Annotated in this window: 18 protein-coding genes; 9 read left to right on the forward strand and 9 right to left on the reverse strand. The window is 71.0% G+C overall.

Annotated elements, in window-relative coordinates; genetic code table 11:
• Positions 1-109: 109 nt before the first annotated feature.
• The 8 genes from ASE68_RS17860 to ASE68_RS17895 all read right to left on the reverse strand — a co-directional run bounded on the left by ASE68_RS17860 (position 110) and on the right by ASE68_RS17895 (position 10,156).
• Positions 110-1,741, reverse strand: coding sequence for a cation acetate symporter (locus ASE68_RS17860; RefSeq protein ID WP_055862785.1), 1,632 nt, complete (start codon positions 1,739-1,741; stop codon positions 110-112).
• Positions 1,738-2,103, reverse strand: a complete 366-nt coding sequence (locus ASE68_RS17865) for a DUF485 domain-containing protein (RefSeq protein ID WP_055862787.1) — start codon at positions 2,101-2,103, stop codon at positions 1,738-1,740. The genes ASE68_RS17860 and ASE68_RS17865 overlap by 4 nt, the downstream gene beginning before the upstream one ends.
• Positions 2,104-2,348: 245 nt before the next feature.
• On the reverse strand, positions 2,349-3,272 hold the full coding sequence (locus ASE68_RS17870) for an N-acetylglucosamine kinase (protein ID WP_055862789.1): 924 nt from the start codon (positions 3,270-3,272) through the stop codon (positions 2,349-2,351).
• Positions 3,273-3,342: 70 nt separating this feature from the next.
• Positions 3,343-4,290 carry a hypothetical protein gene (locus ASE68_RS17875; protein ID WP_055863038.1) on the reverse strand — a complete coding sequence of 316 codons (948 nt, stop codon included), beginning with the start codon at positions 4,288-4,290 and terminating at the stop codon, positions 3,343-3,345.
• A 68-nt stretch (positions 4,291-4,358) separates the two neighbouring features.
• Positions 4,359-6,938, reverse strand: a complete 2,580-nt coding sequence (locus ASE68_RS17880) for a glycoside hydrolase family 2 protein (protein WP_235481164.1) — start codon at positions 6,936-6,938, stop codon at positions 4,359-4,361.
• Positions 6,935-7,864, reverse strand: coding sequence for a carbohydrate ABC transporter permease (locus tag ASE68_RS17885; RefSeq protein WP_082462480.1), 930 nt, complete (start codon positions 7,862-7,864; stop codon positions 6,935-6,937). The genes ASE68_RS17880 and ASE68_RS17885 overlap by 4 nt, the downstream gene beginning before the upstream one ends.
• Positions 7,861-8,829 (reverse strand): carbohydrate ABC transporter permease, encoded by a 969-nt coding sequence (locus tag ASE68_RS17890; protein ID WP_055862790.1) that lies wholly within the window; start codon positions 8,827-8,829, stop codon positions 7,861-7,863. Before ASE68_RS17890 ends, ASE68_RS17885 begins: the two co-directional genes overlap by 4 nt.
• Positions 8,830-8,842: 13 nt before the next feature.
• Positions 8,843-10,156: an ABC transporter substrate-binding protein gene (locus ASE68_RS17895; RefSeq protein ID WP_055862792.1), complete on the reverse strand. Its 1,314-nt coding sequence runs from the start codon at positions 10,154-10,156 to the stop codon at positions 8,843-8,845.
• A gap of 290 nt (positions 10,157-10,446) precedes the next feature.
• On the opposite strand from ASE68_RS17895, the gene ASE68_RS17900 reads away from it, so the two are divergent.
• The 8 genes from ASE68_RS17900 to ASE68_RS17935 all read left to right on the forward strand — a co-directional run bounded on the left by ASE68_RS17900 (position 10,447) and on the right by ASE68_RS17935 (position 19,522).
• Positions 10,447-11,469, forward strand: coding sequence for a LacI family DNA-binding transcriptional regulator (locus ASE68_RS17900; protein ID WP_055862794.1), 1,023 nt, complete (start codon positions 10,447-10,449; stop codon positions 11,467-11,469).
• Positions 11,470-11,528: 59 nt separating this feature from the next.
• Positions 11,529-13,667, forward strand: coding sequence for an alpha-galactosidase (locus ASE68_RS17905; protein ID WP_055862796.1), 2,139 nt, complete (start codon positions 11,529-11,531; stop codon positions 13,665-13,667).
• 53 nt (positions 13,668-13,720) lie between these two features.
• Positions 13,721-14,761, forward strand: a complete 1,041-nt coding sequence (locus ASE68_RS17910) for a LacI family DNA-binding transcriptional regulator (protein WP_055862797.1) — start codon at positions 13,721-13,723, stop codon at positions 14,759-14,761.
• Between the two features lie 64 nt (positions 14,762-14,825).
• Positions 14,826-16,040, forward strand: a complete 1,215-nt coding sequence (locus tag ASE68_RS17915; RefSeq protein ID WP_055862799.1) for a sensor histidine kinase — start codon at positions 14,826-14,828, stop codon at positions 16,038-16,040.
• Positions 16,037-16,786 (forward strand): LytTR family DNA-binding domain-containing protein, encoded by a 750-nt coding sequence (locus ASE68_RS17920; RefSeq protein ID WP_055862801.1) that lies wholly within the window; start codon positions 16,037-16,039, stop codon positions 16,784-16,786. Before ASE68_RS17915 ends, ASE68_RS17920 begins: the two co-directional genes overlap by 4 nt.
• A gap of 137 nt (positions 16,787-16,923) precedes the next feature.
• Positions 16,924-17,271: a hypothetical protein gene (locus ASE68_RS17925; RefSeq protein WP_235481167.1), complete on the forward strand. Its 348-nt coding sequence runs from the start codon at positions 16,924-16,926 to the stop codon at positions 17,269-17,271.
• On the forward strand, positions 17,268-18,731 hold the full coding sequence (locus tag ASE68_RS17930) for a cation acetate symporter (protein ID WP_055862804.1): 1,464 nt from the start codon (positions 17,268-17,270) through the stop codon (positions 18,729-18,731). Before ASE68_RS17925 ends, ASE68_RS17930 begins: the two co-directional genes overlap by 4 nt.
• A gap of 44 nt (positions 18,732-18,775) precedes the next feature.
• Positions 18,776-19,522, forward strand: a complete 747-nt coding sequence (locus tag ASE68_RS17935; protein ID WP_055862806.1) for a sulfite exporter TauE/SafE family protein — start codon at positions 18,776-18,778, stop codon at positions 19,520-19,522.
• A gap of 4 nt (positions 19,523-19,526) precedes the next feature.
• Here ASE68_RS17935 and ASE68_RS17940 read toward each other — a convergent pair whose 3' ends face one another.
• Positions 19,527-20,174, reverse strand: a complete 648-nt coding sequence (locus ASE68_RS17940) for a GNAT family N-acetyltransferase (protein WP_055862808.1) — start codon at positions 20,172-20,174, stop codon at positions 19,527-19,529.
• Between the two features lie 124 nt (positions 20,175-20,298).
• Here ASE68_RS17940 and ASE68_RS17945 point away from each other — a divergent pair, with 124 nt between their 5' ends.
• On the forward strand, positions 20,299-20,517 hold the full coding sequence (locus ASE68_RS17945; protein WP_055862810.1) for a hypothetical protein: 219 nt from the start codon (positions 20,299-20,301) through the stop codon (positions 20,515-20,517).
• The last annotated feature ends 68 nt before the right edge of the window (positions 20,518-20,585 follow it).

Genomic DNA, 20,585 nt, shown 5'->3' on the forward strand with positions numbered 1-20,585 from the left:
ATGGGCAGGCATTCCCGCCGCGCCGAAGTCCGTTCCGGAGGAGGGCGTTCCCCAGCCCGCCCCCGGAACTCCGGCCGACCGGCGGCCCCCTGCCGCCGGTCGGATCCTCCTAGTGCTGCGTCGCCTTCTCGGCTCCGATTCCGGTCAGCGAGCGCACCTCCATCTCGGACTGCTTCTTCGGGTCCTCGACCGTCTTGTCGAGGAGCGTCACGATCCAGCCGAGCAGGAACGCCAGCGGGATCGAGATGATGCCGGGGTTCGACAGCGGGAAGAAGGCGAAGTTGATATCGGCCGTCTTCAGCATCGACGTCTCGGAGCCCGAGACGACCGGCGAGAAGATGATCAGCACGATCGCCGAGATGAGGCCGCCGTACATGCTCCAGATGGCGCCCTTCGTGGTGAAGCGCTTCCAGAAGAGCGAGTAGACGATCGTCGGCAGGTTCGCGGATGCCGCGATCGCGAAGGCCAGGGCGACGAGGAACGCCACGTTCTGCCCGTTCGCCCCGATGCCGCCGACGATCGCGACGATGCCGATCACGACCACGGTGCGACGTGCGACCTTGACCTCGGCGCCCGGTTCGGTCTTGCCCTTCTTGATGACGCTCGCGTAGATGTCGTGCGCGAACGACGCCGCCGCCGTGATGGTGAGTCCGGCGACGACCGCGAGGATCGTCGCGAACGCGATCGCCGAGATCAGGCCGAGCAGCAGTGGACCGCCGAGTTCGAACGCGAGCAGCGGGGCAGCCGAGTTGGCGGCGCCGGGAGCGGCCGCGATCACCTCTGGGCCGACGAGCGCCGCAGCGCCGTAGCCGAGCACGAGCGTGAACACGTAGAAGATGCCGATGAGCCAGATCGCCCAGACGACCGACTTGCGCGCCTCCTTCGCCGTGGGCACCGTGTAGAAGCGCATGAGCACGTGCGGCAGGGCCGCGGTGCCGAGCACGAGCGCGAGTCCGAGCGAGACGAAGTCGATCTTCGAGACATCCGACACGCCGTACTTCAGGCCCGGATCGAGGATCGCCGGGTTGCCGGCCACCTCGACCGCGTTGTCGAGCAGGCTCGAGAAATTGAAGCCGTACATCGCGAGCACCCAGACCGTCATGACGCCGGCGCCCGCGATGAGCAGGATCGCCTTGATGATCTGCACCCAGGTCGTGCCCTTCATGCCGCCGATGAGCACGTAGAGGATCATCAGTGCGCCGACCACGGTGATCACGAGCGACTGCCCGAGGGTGTCGCCGATGCCGAGCAGCAGGGACACGAGTCCGCCGGCGCCCGCCATCTGCGCGAGCAGGTAGAAGAAGCAGACCACGAGCGTCGTGATCGCCGCGGCGATGCGCACCGGGCGCTGCTTGAGGCGGAACGAGAGCACGTCGGCCATCGTGTAGCGGCCGGTGTTGCGCAGCAGTTCGGCCACGAGCAGGAGCGCCACGAGCCACGCCACGAGGAATCCGATCGAGTACATGAACCCGTCGTAGCCCGTGATCGCGATCGCCCCGACGATGCCGAGGAAGGAGGCCGCCGAGAGGTAGTCGCCCGCGATGGCCGAGCCGTTCTGGCCGCCGGTGAACGAGCGCCCGGCGGCGTAGTAGTCGGCCGCGGTCTTGTTGTTGCGGCTCGCGCGGAACACGATGACCATCGTGATCGCGACGAACGCGCCGAAGATGGCGATGTTCAGCCAGGGTTCGCCGACCTGCGTGGCTGCCGCCTCGGCGACGACCGCGGTGTGCACGGCGCTCATCGGGCCACCGCCTCGGCGCCGGCGCCGGACTCGATGCCGTCGCGGATCTCCGCGGCGATCGGGTCGAGGCGGCGGTTGGCGTAGCTGACGTACCACATGGTCACGGCGAACGTGGTGACGACCTGGGCGAGGCCGAGCACCATGGCGAGGTTGACGCTGCCGAACACGCGGGTCGACATGAAGTCGTGCGCGTAGATCGCGAGCAGCACGTACGCGAAGTACCAGACGAGGCACGCCGCGAGGACGGGGAAGACGAACCGGCGGTGGCGACCGCGCAGCTCCTGGAATCTGGGTGATGCTTGCACCGCGGTGAAATCGACGTCGGGTTGCGTCGTCTCCGCGCTCAGGGCGTCGTTGCCCATGGCGTCTCTCCTTCGAGGGGGTCCGGCACGGGGGAAGGTCCGCGCCCACTGCGCCGGATGCCGGTGGCACACGAGCAGTGGGCCCATGCTGCCGCGCTGCCGGGCGGGCGGGGCGGCTCCGCCGTTCGTCGTCGCCGAACGGCACCGCTGGTGCGACGAACGGTTCGAGCGCGCCGACGAACGACGGGGACGGCTTCGCCCACGCCGACCGGAAGCCGACCGGATGCCGACCGGATGCCGCTGGATCAGGCGGCCGCGGCCCCCGCCCGCACGAGGCGAGCGCGCAGGGCGCTGTGCTCGCCGACCCCCGGCAGCCGTGCTGCGCCGTCGAGCGGATCGGCGGTGCCGATCAGCACCCGGGCGCCGGGCAGCCGCTCGAGGAGGGCCTGCTCGAAGGCGTCGGCGAGGCGCCGGGAGCGGAACACGCCGCCGATCGCGCGCACCTGCGGGGCCTCCGACTCGTGCTCGCCGACCCGACCGAGCCCCGTCACGACGGAGTGCGCCAGCTCGTCGGCGGCCGAGTCGATGATGCGGGCGGCGACCGCGTCGGTCGAGGCGAGCTCGGCAACGGCGAGCGAATAGCGGGCCACGCGCCGTACCCGATCGTCGTCGCCCTGCAGCTCGATGTAGGCGTCCTCGAGCCGGGGGAAGTCGGCGACGACGACCTCGGTGAGCGCCGTCACGGGGCCGCGGCCGTCGTGCGAGCGCATCACCGCGTCGAGCGCGGCCCGGCCGATCCAGTAGCCGCTGCCCGCGTCGCCCATGATGTTGCCCCAGCCGTCGACGCGCGCGACCTCCCGCTCGCCGACCGCGAGCGTGACGACACCGGTGCCCGACGCGACGACCGCGCCCCGCGAATCGCCGAGCGCGCCGAGGTAGGCGGTGATCGAGTCGTGCGCCAGCGAGAGGGAACGGGCACCCAGTCGTGCGGCGGTGCCGAGCAGGGAGTGCGCGTCGGCGGCGCCGTCGGTCAGGCCGGAGACGCCGATGCCGACGAGCTCGACCCGACCGCCCCGAAGCGCCGCGTCATCGAGCACGCGAGTCAGCTGCGGCACGAGCGGCAGGTCGGTCCGGATGCCGGGGGCCTGCCATTCGCGGGCCGTCTCGCCGTCGAGGTGGCGGAGCTTGGTGCCGGTCTGGCCGGCGTCGATGGCGAGCACGCTGCTCATGCGCTGGGTGCGCCCTTCCGTTCGTGGTGCCGTGGGAGGCCGCCCGGGCCGTGCGGCCGCCTTCGCCGGGTCATGTCGCGCCCACGGCTTCGCGTTCGTGGCGGCCCCCGCTGCGCGCGAGGTAGGTCTCGCGCAGGAACTCGCCCGCCGGCTTGCCGAATGGGCAGTAGTCGTCGTTGCGCGCGGCGTCGGACGCGGCGAACAGGCCCGGCGGCCAGTCCCACAGCATGAAGCCGCGCATCCACTCGCGAGCGTCGCACGCGGCGAACATGGCCAGGTAGTACCGCAGCTGCTCGTCGCCCGAGGGCGCGCCGGCGAGGCTCCAGTCGTTCGGCCGCTGCGCCGAACCGACCCTCGACGGGCAGCCGGCCTCCATGAAGAGGAACGGCTTGCCCGATGCCTCGACGACCCGCTCGATGCGGTCGAGTTCGAGCTCCCACCGGTCGATCGGGTAGTAGCCGCTGGAGGTGATGACGTCGACGGCATCCCACCAGGTGAGGCGATCCTCCTGGTACTTGTCGCAGTTGTACGCGACGAGACCCGAGTACACCTCGCGCACGGCGGCGACGAGCTCACGCCAGTCCGCCTCGCGCGAGTCTGCGCGCACCATCTCGCAGCCGATGCAGAGCATCTCGCAGCCCTCGGCCTCGGCGATGCGGGCGGCGTGCACGATGAACTCGCGGTACGCCTCGAACCACTCGCCCCAGCTCGGCTCGCCCGGGACATCCACGTCGAAGAAGCCGATGTGGGCGCGCCAGGTGCCGTCGGCCACGTTCACGACGGGCTTCAGGCAGACGCGCAGGCCGTGGGCCTTCGCCGCGCGGATCGCCCCGACGACCTCGTCGTCGGTGACGGTCGGCGCCTCGCGGAAGGGGATCTCGGTCGACTGGGCGGTGGCCTGCTCGGCCGCGTAGGCGAGCGCCGTCCAGTTCACGCCGTGCTCGACCATCAGGCGCATGGACTCGGCCGCTTCGGGCGCGGCCCAGCTGCCGCGCACCCCGGTCCAGCCCCAGGTCATGCCCGCGACGTACGGCTCGAACACGGCTCGTGCCGTGTGGGCCTCGGATGTCGCGTGGGCTTCGCGGTTCACCGGGCGACCAGCTCGTTCGCCGTGCGCACCACGCGCGCCGAGGTCAGGGCTGCGGGGTCGATCGGATGCGCGTGGCGCACGAGGAAGACCGTCGTCTCACCCGGCATCAGGGTGACGAGGCCGTCTTCGGTCGAGGCGTCTGGGTCGGCCTTGTCGACGAGGAGCGAGAGGTCGCGAACGAGGGTCGTGGCCGTGACCCGCACCAGCGTGCCGCCGTCGACGGCCTCGGTGTCGAACGAGAGCCCGGCCTCGGGCAGTCGCGAGTCGCGCGGCTCGGCGAAGAACCAGAACCCGCGTTCGTCCGCCTCGCCCGCGGTCGCGCCGGCCGCCGTGAGCGCGGTGGCCACGATGAACTCGGCCGCGGCATCTCCCGGTGCGACGAGTTCCGCGTCGATCGGCGCCGTCACGGTACCCCCGGCCGGGACCTCGAAGGGCACGCTCCGGGTGGCGATCTCGGCGCCGTCGAACGCGCGGCGCGCGACGACGAGCTCACCGGTCCAGGCGGCGTCGGTGTCGTTGGAGAGCACGACGGCGAGGCCGTCGCCGCGCGGCTGCACGGTGACGATGCGAGGCGCGAAGGCGAGCTTCAGCGCATGCCAGAGCGGCTTCAGCCGCTCGTCGCCGTCGATCGCGGCCCACGAGGTGACCGGCCAGCAGTCGTTCAGCTGCCAGACCACCGCGCCCATGGTGTGCGGCGCCCACGAGCGGAAGTGCTCGAGCGCGACGCGCACCGCGTTCGCCTGGTTGAGCTGCATCGCCCAGTGCCAGGTCTCCATGTCGGCGGGCACGCGGAAGTGCGGCAGCAGGCCGTTCGTGAGCTTGGCGTTGCCCTCGGCCGCCTTCTGGTGCACGATCATGCCGGGCGACTCGGGGCTCAGCGGATCGTCGGAGACCGAGCGCAGGAGCGTCGACCAGGCCGGTGGGCCCTGCCAGCCGAACTCCGCGACGAAGCGCGGCCGGTGGTCGCGATACGTGAGGTAGTCCTGCCGGTTCCACTGCTCCCAGAGGTGCATGGTGCCGTGCGGCTCGGCGTTGGGGTGCGGCGCAGCACCGTCGGGCTGCACCGGGCTGAACGGGCTGCCTGGGCTGTACGGCACGTGCGGGGCGAGCTCGGCCACGAGGGCCGGGAAGAGCTCGTGGTAGTAGTACGCGCCCCAGGTCTTGCCGTCGAGGGCCCGCTTCCAACCCCAGTCCTCGTGACCCCAGAGGTTCTCGTTGTTGCCGGTCAGCAGCACGAGCGAGGCATGCGAGGAGAGACGGGCGATCTGCTCGCGGGCCTCGGCCTCGATCTCGCCCCGGAGGGGCTCCTCCTCGGGGTACGCGGCGCAGGCGAAGAGGAAGTCCTGCCACGTCAGCAGGCCGAGCTCGTCGCAGAGCTCGTAGAAGTCCTCGGACTCGTAGATGCCGCCGCCCCACACGCGCACGAGGTTCAGGTTCGCCGCGACCGCCTGTCGCAGCCGGCGCTCGTACCTGGCGCGGTCGACCCGCACCGGCAGGGCGTCGTCGGGGATCCAGTTCACGCCCTTCACGAAGATCGGCCGCTCGTTCACGACCAGCGTGAACGGGGTGCCGGCGTCGTCGGGCGCGACCTCCCAGCGCACCGTGCGGAAGCCGACGCGGCGGTGCACCGAGTCGAGCACGGTCGCGTCGCCGGCGTCGCCGGCACCTGCGTCGCCGGCACCCGCGTCGCCGGCACCCGCGTCGCCGGCCAGCAGCGAGACCGACGCCTCGTACAGCGGCTGCGCGCCGTGGCCGACCGGCCACCAGCGCAGGGCCTCCGCCATCTCGACCGCGAGGTGTGCCGAATCGACCCCCGCATCGAGGGCGAGCTCGACCCGGTGCCCCGCGATCTCGGCCGCGAGCGAGAGCGGCGTGCCCGCGGCATCCGCTCGCTCGATCTCGACCGAGACCTCGAGCCGGCCGCCCTCGCCCACCGGCGACGCGACGAAGCGCGCCTCGGCGATGCGCGCGGTCGACCACGATTCGAGTCGTACCGGCCGCCAGATGCCGCTCGTGTACGTCGCGATGCCCCAGTCCCAGCCGAAGTTGCTGGCCGACTTGCGGATCGCCTCGTAGGGCAGCGGGTACGGGCGCGGGCGGGCCCCGAGCTCGAGGCTCTGCGCGTTGGCGTACCGGATCGGCGAGCGGAACGCGACCTCGAGCGTGTTCGCGCCCTCGACGAGCGTCTCGCGCACGTCGACCCGGAACGAGCGGTGCTGGTTGGCGGACTCGAGCACGACGTGGCCGTTCAGCCGAACGGTCGCGACGGTGTCGAGGCCGTCGAACACGAGGTCGTGCCGCTCGTGCGCATCGGGCGCCCACTCGAAGCTCGTCTCGTAGGTCCAGTCGACGAGGCCGATCCAGGCGAGGAGCGCCTCGTTGTCGTCGAGGTACGGGTCGGGGATCAACCCGGCGGCGAGCAGGTCGGTGTGCACGCACCCCGGCACGGTCGCCGTCACGGCGCCGGCCGCGACGAGCCCGTCGGGTGCCGGGCCCGCCGCGGCGCGAAGCGTCCACCCTGCATGCAGGGCGCGGGTGACGGGTGCGGGGATGATTCGGGTGGGGATGACGGTCACTTCACGGCTCCGGAGGTGAGGCCCTTGTAGATCCAACGCTGCAGCAGCAGGAAGGCGATCAGGGTGGGGATGATGACGATGAGCGTGCCTGCGGAGATGATCTCCCATTCCGAACCGAACGGCCCCTTGAAGCGGAACAGGGAGGTCGAGATCAGGTCCTCGCTCGGCAGGTAGAGGAACGGCGAGTAGAACTCGTTGTAGATGGCGATGCCCTTGATGATCACGACCGTGGCGATCGCGGGCTTCAGCAGTGGCAGCACGATACGCCAGTAGATCGTCCAGCGGCTGGCGCCGTCGATCATCGCGGCCTCGTCGAGCGAGATGGGGATCGACGCCATGAACTGGATGAACAGGTAGATCGCGATGATGTCGGTGCCCATGAAGAGCAGGATCAGCGCAGCCTTCGTGTCGTAGAGGCCGAGGCCGTTGATCACCTGGAAGGTGGCGACCTGGCTGGTCACGCTCGGGATCAGCGTCGCGATGAGGAACAGCGCCATGACGAGCCGCTTGCCGCGGAACTCGAACCGGTCGAGCGCGTACGCGGCCATCGTGCCGATGAGGATGGTGCCGACGAGTGAGACGGCGAGCACGATCAGCGTGTTCACGAACCCCGCCAGCATGTCGCCGCTCGTGAAGGCCGTGACGAAGTTGTCGAAGTTCAGCCAGTTCTGCGGCGGCTCGAGCGCGCCGGTCGCGCCGTACTCCTGCTTGGTCTTGAGGCTCGCGAAGAGCACCGAGACGAGCGGCAGCAGCGTGCACACCGCCGCGATGATGAGGCTCAGGTACTTCGCGGTCTTGGCCGGGATGGCACGACCGCCGTTCGCGAACAGGTTGCGGCCGGCACGCGAACGGCGCGCTCCCCCAGGGCCGTCCGCGCCGCGCGCACCGCGCGGGTTGATGGCCGGATTCGTCGTGGTGGCGGTCATGTCAGGTCGACCTTCTCGTCGGGGAAGAGCTTGCGCTGGATCCAGGTCACGAGCAGCACGATGATGAGCAGCACGACCGCCATGGCGCTGGCGAGCCCCACCTGGCGGAAGTTGAAGGCCGTCTGGATCGTCTGGATGACGAAGGTCGAGGTGCCGTTCGCGCCGCCGGTCATGATGAAGGGAATCTCGAAGACCGACAGCGATCCTGAGATCGCGAGGATGAACGAGAGGCCGATCACGCGGCGGATGCCCGGGAACACGATCGCCCAGAACTGCTGCCACTTGTTCGCGCCGTCGAGCTCGGCCGCCTCGTAGGTCTCGCTCGGCAGCGACTGGATCGCCCCGAGGAAGAGCACGAAGTTCATGCCCATGTAGCGCCAGACGCTCGTGCCGGCCAGCGACCAGTTGGCGATGTCGGGGTTGCCCAGCCACTGCGGCGGCTCGGTCACGCCGAACCACGAGAGCACGGTGTCGAGCGTGCCGTCGGGCTGGAAGAGGTAGAGGAAGACGAAGCCGATGGCCACGCCGTTCAACAGGTACGGGAAGAACAGGATGCCGCGGAACAGGTTCTGGAACCGGGTGCTGAAGCTCAGCACTGCCGCGAAGTAGAGCGCGAGCCCCATCTGCAGGAACGAGGCCGCGAAGTAGTAGAGGCTGACGCCGAACACCTGGAAGATGCGCGGGTCGGTGAACACCTGCACGTAGTTGTCGATCCCGACGAAGTTCTTCGTCAGGTCGAGCCCGTCCCAGTCGGTGAAGCTGTACCAGACCAGGTTGACCGCGGGCCAGTAGGTCAGGAGCAGCATCAGCCCGACGGCCGCAGCGAGGAACAGGTAGGGGGTCAGCCGCCGCAGCACGCGCTTTCGCGTGGTGACGCCGGAGGGTCGCCTGTCGGGGCGGCCCTCCGGCGCGGTGCGGGCGGCCGGGGCATCCGTCGTTGCGGAGCCCGGTGCCGCGATCGCCATGGTTGCCTTCTTCCTACTGCGCGAGCTTGTCGACCGAGGCGGCCCAGCGCTCGTTGAGCTCGGCGAAGTAGCTGTCCTTGTCGCCGTCGGCGGCGCCGCGGGCGATGTCGACGAGCTTCTGACGGTAGATCGGGCCCCAGAGGTCGATCTGCGAGTCGTTCGAGACGTCGCTCAGCAGGCTCTCCTCGCCGGCCGGGGCGGGGTTGGTCTCCATGAGCTCGACATTCGCCGCGGTGAAGTCGCCGAGGTTGTCGGGCAGGTCCTTCGCGGAGACGGTGGAGATCATGCCCTGGGTCTCGGTGAAGCCCGAGTCCTCGATGAGCCAGGTGATCCAGGCCCATGCGGCGGCCTTCGACTTCGAGTACTTGCTGATGCCCAGGTTGTAGTCGCCGCCGATGATCGCGTGCTGCGTGCCGTCGAGGTTGGAGGGGAACGCCATGTACCCGATGTCGTCGGCCGAGGCGCCGTTGTCTTCGGCCGCGGCCTGCATCTGGGAGATCGCCCACGAACCGAGCGTCATCGCACCGATCTTGCCGGTGCCGATGTCGACCTTCGACTGCTCCCAGTTGGTGGTGAGCGGGTCGGCCTCGGTGAGCCCCGCGTGCACGGCGTCGAACAGGAGCGAATCGATGGCGTGGATGTCGCTGCCCTCGGTCCAGGGGGCGTCGTCCTTCGCCATGTGGATGCTGGCGTCGGGGTCGTTCGTGATCGAGCCGAGGTTCGAGAAGGACTGCGAGAGCGGCCAGCCGTCCTTGTAGTTCGTGTAGAGCGGGATCGCTTCGGTGTTGTCCTTGACCTTCTGCAGGTCGGCGATGAACGCGTCTTCGCTCGTCGCGGGCTCGGTGATGCCGGCCTCCTCGAAGACCTTCTTGTTGTAGAGCACGCCCTGGGCGTTGCCGCCGATGGCGAGTCCGTACTGGGTGCCGTCGTAGGTGTGGGTGGTGAGGAAGCGGTACGTGTCCTGGAAGTCGCTCGTCTTGCCGAGCGGCTCGAGGAACTGCTCGAACTGGCTCTGCTGCATCGTCGGGATGCCGATGACGTCACCGTAGTTCTTGGTCGAGAGGCGGGTCTTCATCTCGCCCTCGTAGTCGGTGATGCCCTCGAACGTGACCTTCACGTCGGGGTAGAGCTTGTTGAACTCGGCGGCGTACTCGTCGAACGTGCCGTCTTCGACGAGGTCGGTGCGCCAGGTGACGACCTTGAGGTCGCCCTTCACCTCTCCGTCGATCGTGTTGTCGGGATCGGATGCTGCGCCGGCTGAACAGCCGGTCAGCGCGATCGCGGCCGCTGCGAGCACCGCGAGCCCCGCCACTGCCTTCTTTGCCATGTGTCGACTCCTTGTCAGGTTCACCCTTGAACTTGGGGCGCCGCCCGACTGTGCTCCGGGTCGGCTGCGGCAAGAATAGGCATCGCGCAGCGCTCGCCGCAACTAAATGTCAGCGCTGTCGTACACTAATGATCCCTTCCTAGTGCGCTGCAGAATAGATCTGATCAGGGTTTTTCTTCTGTCAAGTGCGCTAAAGGAAATTGCTAATGTCGTGTAAATGTCCTTCGATAGACAGAACGTCATCCCGTTGTTAGGCTCGCCCTGCGATTGACCGATTCGGAGGGGGCGAAGTGGCGGTGCAACCGAGGGCGACGCTCGACGACGTCGCCCGCCTCGCGGGGGTGAGCTCGAAGACCGTCTCGCGTGTGTACGCCGATCGCGACGTCGTCGCGCCCGAGACCGTCGACCGGGTGCTGACGGCCGCGAAGCGACTGCGATTCAGGCCGAACACGCTCGCCCGCAGGCTGCGCCGCGGCGGCGGCACGAACACCATCGGGTTCGTCATGGGCGACCTCGGAAACCCCTTCTATTACAAGGTCGCCGGGGGCATCGAGGAGGAGCTGCGGCGCAGCGGGTACTCCCTCGTCGTCGCCACGACCGATGACACCCCCGACGGCGAGGAGCGGGTCGCCGACGCCCTGCTCGCCCAGCGCATCGACGCGCTGCTGCTCATTCCGGCGGCCGACGACCAGTCCTATCTCGAGGGCGAGCGGCAGCTCGGCACCCCGGTCATCGCGATCGACCGGCCGGCACGCAACCTCATCGCCGACTCGATCGTGCTCGAGAACCACCGCGGCACGTTCGAGGCCGTCTCGCGGCTGCTCGAACTCGGCCACCGTCGCATCGCCTACGCGTGCAATCCGGCCGAGGTCTACTCCCAGGCCGAACGGGTCCGCGGGTACCGCGACGCGATGGCCGCCTACGGGGTGCACGACACCGCAAACCTCGAGCGCCTGACCGACGACCGCGCGATCCGGGCCGAGACGATCATCGGCGAGCTCCTCGACGCGCCCGAAGCGCCCACGGCGATCGTCACCGGCAACAACCGCATGACCATCGGCGCGCTCCGCGCACTGCGGGCCCGCCCGGGCACGACGGCCCCCGCGTTGATCGGCTTCGACGACTTCGACACCGCCGACGTGCTCGGCGTGACCGTGATCTCGTACGACCCCGTCGAACTCGGCCGGCAGGCCGCCCGTCTCGCGCTCGAACGCATCGGCGACCCCGGCGGGTTCACCCGTCAGATCGACCTGCCGACCTGGATCGTCGCGCGCGGCACCGGCGAACGACCCCCGAGCGAGCTGCGGCGTTGACCGCCGCGCCCGATCGAACCCCGACCGAACCGACCGAACCCCAGATGGGAGCCAGCCGCATGACCGAGCCCCTCGTGCACCTCGAGGCCCAGGGGGTCGCCGTCGTGATCGACCCAGCCGGCGGCGCGCTCCCGAGCGTGCTCCACTGGGGCGCCCCGCTCGGCGCCGACCGCGGAGACGACGACGCACTCCGCTCCGCGCTCAGCAGGCAGGCGCCGCCCGGCACCCTCGACGCCGCGTGGCAGGTCACCCTCTCACCGCAGGAGGGCGACGGCTGGAGCGGCCGACCCGGCCTGCAGCTCCGCCGCGGCGGCGTGCTCCTCCGCCCGCGCTGGCGGGTGACGACCTCGCCGTCGACGGCCGACCGTTTCGAGTGCACGGCGGTCGACGAGGCATCCGGCCTGCGACTGACCTTCGTCGTCGCGATCGAGGCCGGCGGTATCGTCCGTCTCGAGCAGCGGTTGCGCCACGCCGGCTCCCCCGACGCACTGCCGGTCGAGGTCGACTGGCTCGAGGGCATCCTGCCGGTGCCGACGACGGCCGACCACCAGCTGAGCTTCGACGGCCGCTGGACCCGCGAGAAGCGCCCGGTCGTCACCGGCCTGCCCGCGGGCGCGACGGTGCGGCAGACGCGCCGCGGGCGCCCCGGGCACGACTCGCCCGCGCTGCTCGCCCTTTCGGAGGGCGCACCGCGCTGGAGCTCCGGAAGGGTGTGGGCCGCGCACGTCGCCTGGTCGTCCGACGTGACGTACCGGGTCGACCGCATCACCGACTCGGTCACGCAGTTCGGCGGCGGCGAGCTGCTGCAGCCGGGCGAGCTCGTGCTCGCGCCGGGAGACGAGCTCGTCGCGCCGCCCGTGCTGTTCGCGTGCTCCGACTCCGGGCTCGACGGCATCGCCTCGGCGTTCCACACGATGCTGCGGGCCCGCCCGAGACATCCGGAGTCCGCGCGACCGTTCGTGCTCAACACGTGGGAGGCGGTCTACTTCGACCACGACCCCGCGAAGGTGACGGCCCTCGCCGAGCGCGCCGCCGCCATCGGCGTCGAGCGCTTCGTGCTCGACGACGGATGGTTCCAGGGCCGTCGCGATGACACCACGAGCCTCGGCGACTGGGTCGTCGACCGCACCGTGTGGCCCGACGGCCTCGGCCCGCTCGCGGCGCGGGTGCACGAGCTGGGCATGCAGTTCGGGCTGTGGTTCGAGCCCGAGATGGTGAGTCTCGACTCCGACCTCGCCCGGGCGCACCCCGACTGGCTGCTGCACGACCCGCGGCACCTCGAGCACGACCCCTCACTGTCGTGGCGCACCCAGTACGTGCTCGACCTCGCGAACGACGACGCCTACGCACACGTGCTCGGCCAGATCGACGCGCTCGTCGGCGAGCTCGGCATCGACTTCATCAAGTGGGATCACAACCGCGACCTCGTCGAGAGCGTGCACGACGGCCGGCCCGGCGTGCACTCCCAGACCCTCGCCGTGTACCGCATGTTCGACGAGCTCGAGGCCGCTCACCCGGGTCTCGAGATCGAGTCGTGCTCCTCCGGCGGCGCTCGCACCGACCTCGGCATGCTCGAGCACGCCGATCGGGTCTGGGCGAGCGACTCGAACGATCCGGTCGAACGCCAGGACATCCAGCGCTGGACCGGGCTGCTGCTGCCGCCGGAACTCGTCGGCGCGCACGTCGGCCCGTGGGAGTCGCACAGCTCGGGCCGGGTGACGCCGCTCTCGTACCGCATGGCCACCAGCCTCATGGGTTCGGCCGGTCTCGAGTGGAACGTGCTCGGCTGCGACGACGACGAGACGGCCGCGATCACGCGCTTCGCCGCCCTCTACCGGGAGCTGCGCCCGATCGTCCATCGCGGCCGGGTGGTGCACCCCGACCTCCGCGACCCCGCGTGGCGGGTGACGGGGTTCGTGACCGAGACGCGCGATGCGGCCGTCTACGTCGTCGCGACGATCGCGAGCCTCGAGGACGCACGCGCGGAGCGCCTGCGCATCCCCGGACTCGACCCGGCGCGCCGGTTCCGGCTGCGGGTGCGTCGCGAGATCGGCGACGCCGCGTACGGCTGGATCGCACCCGAGTGGTTCACCGACGGCGAGATCGAGCTCCCGGGTTCCGTGCTCGAATCGGTCGGGCTCCAGTTGCCGACGCTCTGGCCGGTACAGGCGTTCGTGTTGCACCTCGAGGCCCTCTGAACTGGGGGCGGCAGGCGCCGCTACCCTCACCGGGCCCGGAGTAGGGTGCACCTGTGGGGAACAAGCCGACCGCACGTCAGACCGTGACGATCGCCCAGATCGCCGAGCGCGCCGGGGTCTCTCCCGGCGCGGTGTCGTTCGCCCTCAACGGGCGCAAGGGGGTCTCGGAGCGCACCCGCGCCCACATCCTGCTCGTCGCCGACGAGCTCGGGTGGGCCCCTGGCAGCGCGGCCAAGGCCCTCGCCGAGGCGAAGTCGAACATCTTCGGCCTCGTGCTCGCGCGCGACCCCAAGAACCTCGGCGTCGAGTCGTTCTACATGCAGTTCCTCGCGGGCATGGAGACCGAGCTGTCGCCGCGCGGCTACGGGGTGCTCCTGCAGGTCGTGCCCGACGCCCCGAGCGAGCTGATGACGCTGCGACGCTGGCGCACCACCCGCCGCGTCGACGGGGTGCTGCTCGTCGACCTGCGCGCCGACGACCCGCGCGCGGCGTACCTCGCCGGACACCCAGAGCTTCCGACGGTCGCCGTCGCCGACCCGGCGTTCGTCAGCGACCTGACGACCGTCTGGACCGATGACGCCACCGCGATGCGCGAGGCGGTGCGCTACCTGGCCTCGCTCGGGCACCGACGCATCGCCAGGGTCGCCGGCCTCGCCGAGCTCGCCCACACGCAGATCCGCGATGCGGCGTTCGTCGCCGAGATCGCCGAGCTCGGCCTCGAGGGCGAGGTGCTGCGCACCGACTACTCGCCAGAGCAGGGGGCCGCGGCAACCGGGGCGGCACTGGCCTCCGAGCGCCCGCCGACGGCCTTCGTCTACGACAACGACATCATGGCCGTCGCGGCCCTCGGCGTGCTGGCGCGCGCCGGGCTCCGCTCCCCCGACGACGTCTCGATCATCGCGTGGGACGACTCCCTGCTCTGCCGGCACTCGGTGCCGAGCCTCACGGCGCTCAGCCACGATGTCGTCGCCTTCGGGGCGCACGCGGCCAGGCGGCTGTTCGAGGTGGCGGCGGGCGCCTCGCCGCAGGCGCACCTCGACTCGACCCCGCGGCTCGCGGTGCGAGAATCCACGGGGCCCGCGCGCGGAATCTGAGCGGCACCGGCAGGTGTTCGGCGATCCATCGCTCGCGATCGCGTGTCGACTACGCTTTCGTAGCATGCCCGAGTCGATGCTGCTCGCCGCGAGCGCCGGTGTCGTCGCCGGCGCCCTGGCGGTCGGCGTCGTGCTGCTGCTGCGCCGGCTGGTGCTCGCGCAGCGTGAGCTCGGCACCGATGCCGAGCAGGCCACGTACCAGACGCTGCACCTCGCGAGCCGCGCCGCGAAGCACGTGCGCGGGGGCTTCGACGGGGCGGATGCCGCGCGCGCCGGCCGCTCGCTCCGCACCATGCTCGGCTGCGAGAGCCTCGCCCTCGTCGACCCCGGCGGACTCGTCACGGTCGAGGGCGACGACGAGGTGCGCGCGATCGCGGGCGAACTCGCGATCGCGGCGCAGTCGACCGGCAAGCCGCATGTGCAGCGGCGCATCACGATGGGCACGAAGGAGACGGATGCCGTGGCCGCGCCGATCCTCGTCGGCGACCGCTCAGCCGGGGCGATCGTGGCCTTCGCCTCGCCGGTGCGGGCCGGCCTCGTGCGCGCGACGGGCGAGGTGGCGAGCTGGGTGGCGTCGCAGGTCGAGCTCGGAGAGCTCGACGCCTCGCGGGCGGCCCTCGCCGAGGCCGAGGTGCGCGCCCTCCGCGCCCAGATCAGCCCGCACTTCATCTACAACGCCCTGAACGCGATCGCGTCGTTCATCAACACCGACCCGGCCAAGGCCCGCGAGCTGGTGCTCGAGTTCGCCGACTTCACGCGGTACTCGTTCCGCCGGCACGGCGACTTCACGACCGTCGCCGAGGAGCTGCGCTCGATCGACAGCTACCTCGAGCTCGAGCGGGCGCGCTTCGGCGATCGCCTGCGGGTGACCCTGCAGGTGGCGCCGGAGGTGCTGTCGACGGTCGTGCCGTTCCTGTCGATCCAGCCGCTCGTCGAGAACGCGGTGCGGCACGGGCTCGAGTCGAAGGAGGGCGGCGGTCGCATCACGATCACCGCGGCCGACTCCGGCGCCTTCGCCGAGATCAGCGTCGAGGACGACGGCGTCGGCATCGACCCCGCCGTGCTCGAGGAGGTGCTCGCGGGCGGTTCGCCCGGTGAGCACGTCGGCCTTCGCAACGTCGACGCCCGCCTGCGCCAGGTGTACGGCGAGGAGCACGGGCTGGTCGTCGAGACGAACGTCGGCGCCGGCACGCTCGTGCGCATGCGGGTGCCGAAGTCGCAGCCGGGTCCGAACCCCAACGCCCCGGTCGCCGCCCAGGACGGGAGCCGCACCCGATGATCTCCGTGCTCATCGCCGACGACGAACAGCCCGCGATCGACGAGCTGGCGTTCCTGCTCTCGCAGGACCCGCGCATCGGCACGGTGCACCAGGCCTCGTCGGGGTCGGAGGCGATCCGGCTGCTCACCCGCGAGCCGGTCGACGCCGCGTTCCTCGACATCCACATGCCGGGCCTGAACGGTTTCGATCTCGCCCGCGCCCTGCAGCGCTTCGAGCACCGGCCGGCGCTCGTGTTCGTGACGGCCGACGAAGAGGGGGCGCTCGAGGCGTTCGACCTCGCCGCGGTCGACTACCTGCTGAAGCCCGTGCGCACCGAACGGCTGCAGCGCTCGATCGGGCGCATCGTCGAGGTGCTGAAGGCGGGCCAGGCGACGCCCACCGGCGGCATCCCGACCGTGACGGCGCCCGAGATGATCGCCGTGACGCTCGGCGGCACGACCCGCATGATCCGCCGCGACGAGGTGCGCTACGTGCAGGCGCAGGGCGACTACGCGCGCCTGCACACCGACGAGGCCAGCTACCTCGTGCGCGTGCCGATGGCCGACCTCGAACGGCAGTGGGCGGATGCCGGCTTCCTGCGGGTGCACCGCTCGTACCTCGTCTCGCTCGCGCACCTCACGCGCATCCGCCTCGGCACCGACCACCCGAGCGTCACGATCGCCGGGGCGGAGCTGCCCGTGAGCCGGCGCCTGCTGCCCGCCGTGCGGGAGCGGCTCGAGTCCGCGACCCTGCGTCCACGGCCATGAGCGAGCCCACCGAGTCGGCGCCCGCCGCCGGTCGAGTAGGCCCGAAGGGCCGTATCGAGACCAGCGGAGCCGGGGAGGACGGTCTCGATACGCCTCCTTCGTCGGCTACTCGACCGACTCCGCCCGCCCGGGTGCGGGTGACGGCTCCGAGAAGCGGCTCGGCCGCGGCATCCGCTCGCCCTTCGACGCCCGGTGGCGCCGCGGCGGGCAGCGAGCCCGAGAGCGTCTACGTGCGGTCGCTGATCCGCTCGCAGCTGCGCCTCGGCATCACCTACGCCGCTGGGTTCGCGCTCGCGACGGCCCTGTTCGTGCTCGCGATCGTGCTCTCGCCGGTGCTCGACGAGACGTTCGTGTTCGGCGTTCCGCTGTCGTGGCTGCTGCTCGCGGTCGGCGTGTACCCGCTCGCGATCACCGTCGCCGTGCTCTACGCGCGCGCCGCGGCCCGCAACGAGGCCAGGTACCGGGCGCTCACGGAGGCCGAGTGAACGCCGCCATCAGCTACGCGGCGATCGCGGCCGTGGCGCTCGCGTCGGCGCTCATCGGGTTCTACGGCCTGCGCGTCTCGCGCACGACGAGCGACTTCTACGTCGCCTCGCGCACGGTGCGGCCGTGGTGGAACGCGTCGGCCATCGGCGGCGAGTACCTCTCGGCCGCGAGCTTCCTCGGCATCGCCGGCCTCATCCTCACCACGGGCGCCGGCGGCATCTGGTTCCCGATCGGCTACACGGCCGGATACCTCATGCTGCTGCTGTTCGTCGCTGCACCGCTGCGCCGCTCGGGTGCGTACACGATCCCCGACTTCACCGAGGCCCGGCTCGAGTCGCGCACCGCACGACTCGTGACGAGCACGCTCGTCATCGTCATCGGGTGGTTCTACATCGTGCCGCAACTGCAGGGCGCGGCCCTCGCGGTGCGCATCACGACCGGGCTGCCGTCGTGGGCGGGCTCGCTCGCCGTCGCGGTGATCGTCGCCGTCGTCGTCGCGGCGGGCGGCATGCGCTCGATCACCTTCGTGCAGGCGTTCCAGTTCTGGTTGAAGCTCACCGCCATCGCCGTGCCCGTGATCGCGATGCTCATCATCGTCGGCGGTGTCGAACCCGCGCTCGAGGCCGCGGCGGCGTTCCCCCCGACGGCCGGACCCGGCGACCTCGACCCGTACCGCACGATCTCGCTCATGGTCGCGCTGCTCCTCGGAACCCTCGGCCTGCCGCACGTCCTCGTGCGCTTCTACACGAACCCCGACGGCGAGGCGGCCCGCCGCACCACCGTGATCGTGCTCGTGCTGCTCTCGGTGTTCTACCTCTTCCCCACGATCCTCGGGCTGCTCGGCCGGGCGTTCGCTCCCGACCTCGTCGCCTCGGGCGACGCCGACGCGCTCGTGCTCGTGCTGCCCGACCGGCTCGTGCCCGGATGGGCCGGCGACCTGCTCACCGCACTCGTCATCGCCGGCGCGTTCGCCGCCTTCCTCTCGACCTCGTCGGGGCTCGTCGTCTCGCTCGCCGGCGTCATCAGCCAGGACCTGCTCGGCGGCAGCGTGCGCGGATTCCGCATCGCCGCCGTCGCCTCGTCGTTCGTCCCGCTCGTCGTGGCCCTCGCCACCGAATCCACCGGGCTCGCCGGCAGCGTCGGACTCGTGTTCGCCTTCACCGCCTCGACGCTGTGTCCCATGCTGCTGCTCGGCATCTGGTGGCGCGGGCTCACGCCGCGCGGCGCCGTGTCGGGCATGCTCACCGGCGCCGTGCTCTCGGGGGCGGCGATCCTCGGCGGCGGGGCGATCGCGGCGGCGGCGCCCGGCATCCGCCCCTTCCTCGAGCAGCCCGCCGCGTGGACCGTGCCCGCCGCGCTGCTCGTCACCGTGGTCGTGTCGCGCCTCGACCGGCGGCGGCGACCCCGGGGAACGGATGCGTTCCTCGCCCGGCTTCACACGCCCGAGCGGGTGCGCTGAGCTGCTCGACCGGCGCATCGGCGCGGGGCGCGTAGGATACTCCGGTGCTCGCCGCCGTCGCCATCTCCGTCCTCGTCGGCGCCTTCGCACAGCGCATCACCGGCATGGGGTTCGCGCTCGTCGCCTCGCCGGCCCTGGTGATCCTGCTCGGCCCCTTCGACGGGGTCATCGTCGTGAACCTCTGTGCCATCGTGTCGTCGCTCATCATCCTGCCGAGGGTGTGGCGGTACGTGGAGTGGCGACGGTTCGCGATGCTCGCGCTCCCGGCCCTCGCCGGCACGGTCGTCGGCGCGCTCATCGCCGCGCACGTTCCCGGCGCTCCCCTGCAGGTCGTCATCGGCGCGCTCGTCATCATCGCGCTCACGATCACCCTGCTCGTCACGCGCGCCGAGCACGTCGTGAGCGGATGGCCGCCCGCACTCGTCGCGGGCGCGGCATCCGGGGTCATGAACGCCGCCGCCGGCGTCGGCGGACCGGCGCTCAGCGTCTACGCCGTCGCCACCAGGTGGCCGCAGCCGCGCTTCGCCGCGACCGCCCAGCCCTACTTCGTGGCCATCGGCACGGCCTCGCTCGTGCTGAAGCTCGCGCAGACCGGCTGGGCGATCCCCGAGCTGGCACCGGGCTCGTGGCCGATCGTGATCGGCGCCGTGCTCGCCGGACTGGTGCTGGGCGAGGTGCTGCACCGGCGGATCCCCCACCACGCCGCACGCATCGCCGTGATCGCCATCGCCTACGTCGGCGGAGCCGCAGCGCTCATCGACGGCGCGATCGAGATCTGGTTCTCGGCGTAGGCCTTCAGGCGGATGCCGCGGCGAGCCGGACCGGCTCGTCGCCCCGGGCGGCGAGACGCGCCTCGAGCCCAGCGCGCACCGACGGCCACTCGTCGACCACGATCGAGTAGACCGCGGAGTCGCGCCAGCTGCCGTCGGCGCGGAGCTTGTGCCGACGGGCGATGCCCTCGAACGACGCGCCCAGGCGCAGGATCGCCGCCCGCGACCGCTCGTTGCGGCTGTCGGCCTGCAGCTTCACCCGGCCGAAGCCGTGCTCGAAGGCCATGCCGAGCAGCAGGAGCTTCGCCTCGACGTTCACGCCCGTCGCCCACACGCGGGGGTCGTACGCCGTCCAGCCGATGTGCCCCGACTCGTTGACCAGGTCGAGGTCGCCGAACTTCGTCGCCCCGACCACGCGCGCGTCGTGCTCGCCGCCGCGCAGCCGCACGGTCCACGGCAGGGCCAGCGGGCCGCCCGCGTAGTAGCCGAGCGCGAACCGCTCGAACTCCGCGTCGTCAGCGGGGAGGCCGTCGGGGCCGCCGCCGTATCCGCCGGCGAAGACCTCCGGATGCCGGAGGGCCCCAGCGAGCTCCGGCACGTCGGCGGGCACGAACGGGGACAGGCTGATGAACCGGCCGATGAGCGGCTCGGCGGGCGGGAGCAGGGCGGTCACCGCACGAGTCTCGCACACGGGCGGGCCGCTCTCCGCACGGGCGCCGGCCGCCCTTCCGCAGGCGTCGGCCCCGGACATAGGCTGGATCCGATCGGCGACGACGCCGTGGAGATGGGGGATCGGAATGGCCGGAATCGACGACCTCGCCAAGCAGGCCGGGGACTTCATCGAGCAGAACAAGGACAAGATCCAAGAGGTCCTGAAGAGCGAGCAGGCCGAGGACATCAGCGACAAGCTGCTCGACGGCATCGGCGAAGCCGTGAAGAAGATCGCGCCCGATGAGCACGACGGCGTGATCGACGACGTCAAGGGCAACATCGACAAGGCGGTCGGCAACGAATAGCGACCCGAGATGAGGATGCCCCGCCCGATCCCGGGCGGGGCATCCTCATGTCCGGCGCGAAGGCCGCG

This window comes from Agromyces sp. Leaf222 (assembly GCF_001421565.1).
Lineage (GTDB): Bacteria > Actinomycetota > Actinomycetes > Actinomycetales > Microbacteriaceae > Agromyces.

Bases quoted from the DNA above. Each gene is read 5' to 3' on its own strand.
- ASE68_RS17860 (WP_055862785.1), bottom strand. From the start codon at position 1,741: ATGAGCGCCGTGCACACCGCGGTCGTCGCCGAGGCGGCAGCCACGCAG.
- ASE68_RS17875 (WP_055863038.1), bottom strand. From the start codon at position 4,290: ATGACCTGGGGCTGGACCGGGGTGCGCGGCAGCTGGGCCGCGCCCGAA.
- ASE68_RS17870 (WP_055862789.1), bottom strand. From the start codon at position 3,272: ATGAGCAGCGTGCTCGCCATCGACGCCGGCCAGACCGGCACCAAGCTC.
- ASE68_RS17890 (WP_055862790.1), bottom strand. From the start codon at position 8,829: ATGGCGATCGCGGCACCGGGCTCCGCAACGACGGATGCCCCGGCCGCC.
- ASE68_RS17865 (WP_055862787.1), bottom strand. From the start codon at position 2,103: ATGGGCAACGACGCCCTGAGCGCGGAGACGACGCAACCCGACGTCGAT.
- ASE68_RS17920 (WP_055862801.1), top strand. From the start codon at position 16,037: ATGATCTCCGTGCTCATCGCCGACGACGAACAGCCCGCGATCGACGAG.
- ASE68_RS17905 (WP_055862796.1), top strand. From the start codon at position 11,529: ATGACCGAGCCCCTCGTGCACCTCGAGGCCCAGGGGGTCGCCGTCGTG.
- ASE68_RS17895 (WP_055862792.1), bottom strand. From the start codon at position 10,156: ATGGCAAAGAAGGCAGTGGCGGGGCTCGCGGTGCTCGCAGCGGCCGCG.
- ASE68_RS17915 (WP_055862799.1), top strand. From the start codon at position 14,826: ATGCCCGAGTCGATGCTGCTCGCCGCGAGCGCCGGTGTCGTCGCCGGC.
- ASE68_RS17885 (WP_082462480.1), bottom strand. From the start codon at position 7,864: ATGACCGCCACCACGACGAATCCGGCCATCAACCCGCGCGGTGCGCGC.
- ASE68_RS17945 (WP_055862810.1), top strand. From the start codon at position 20,299: ATGGCCGGAATCGACGACCTCGCCAAGCAGGCCGGGGACTTCATCGAG.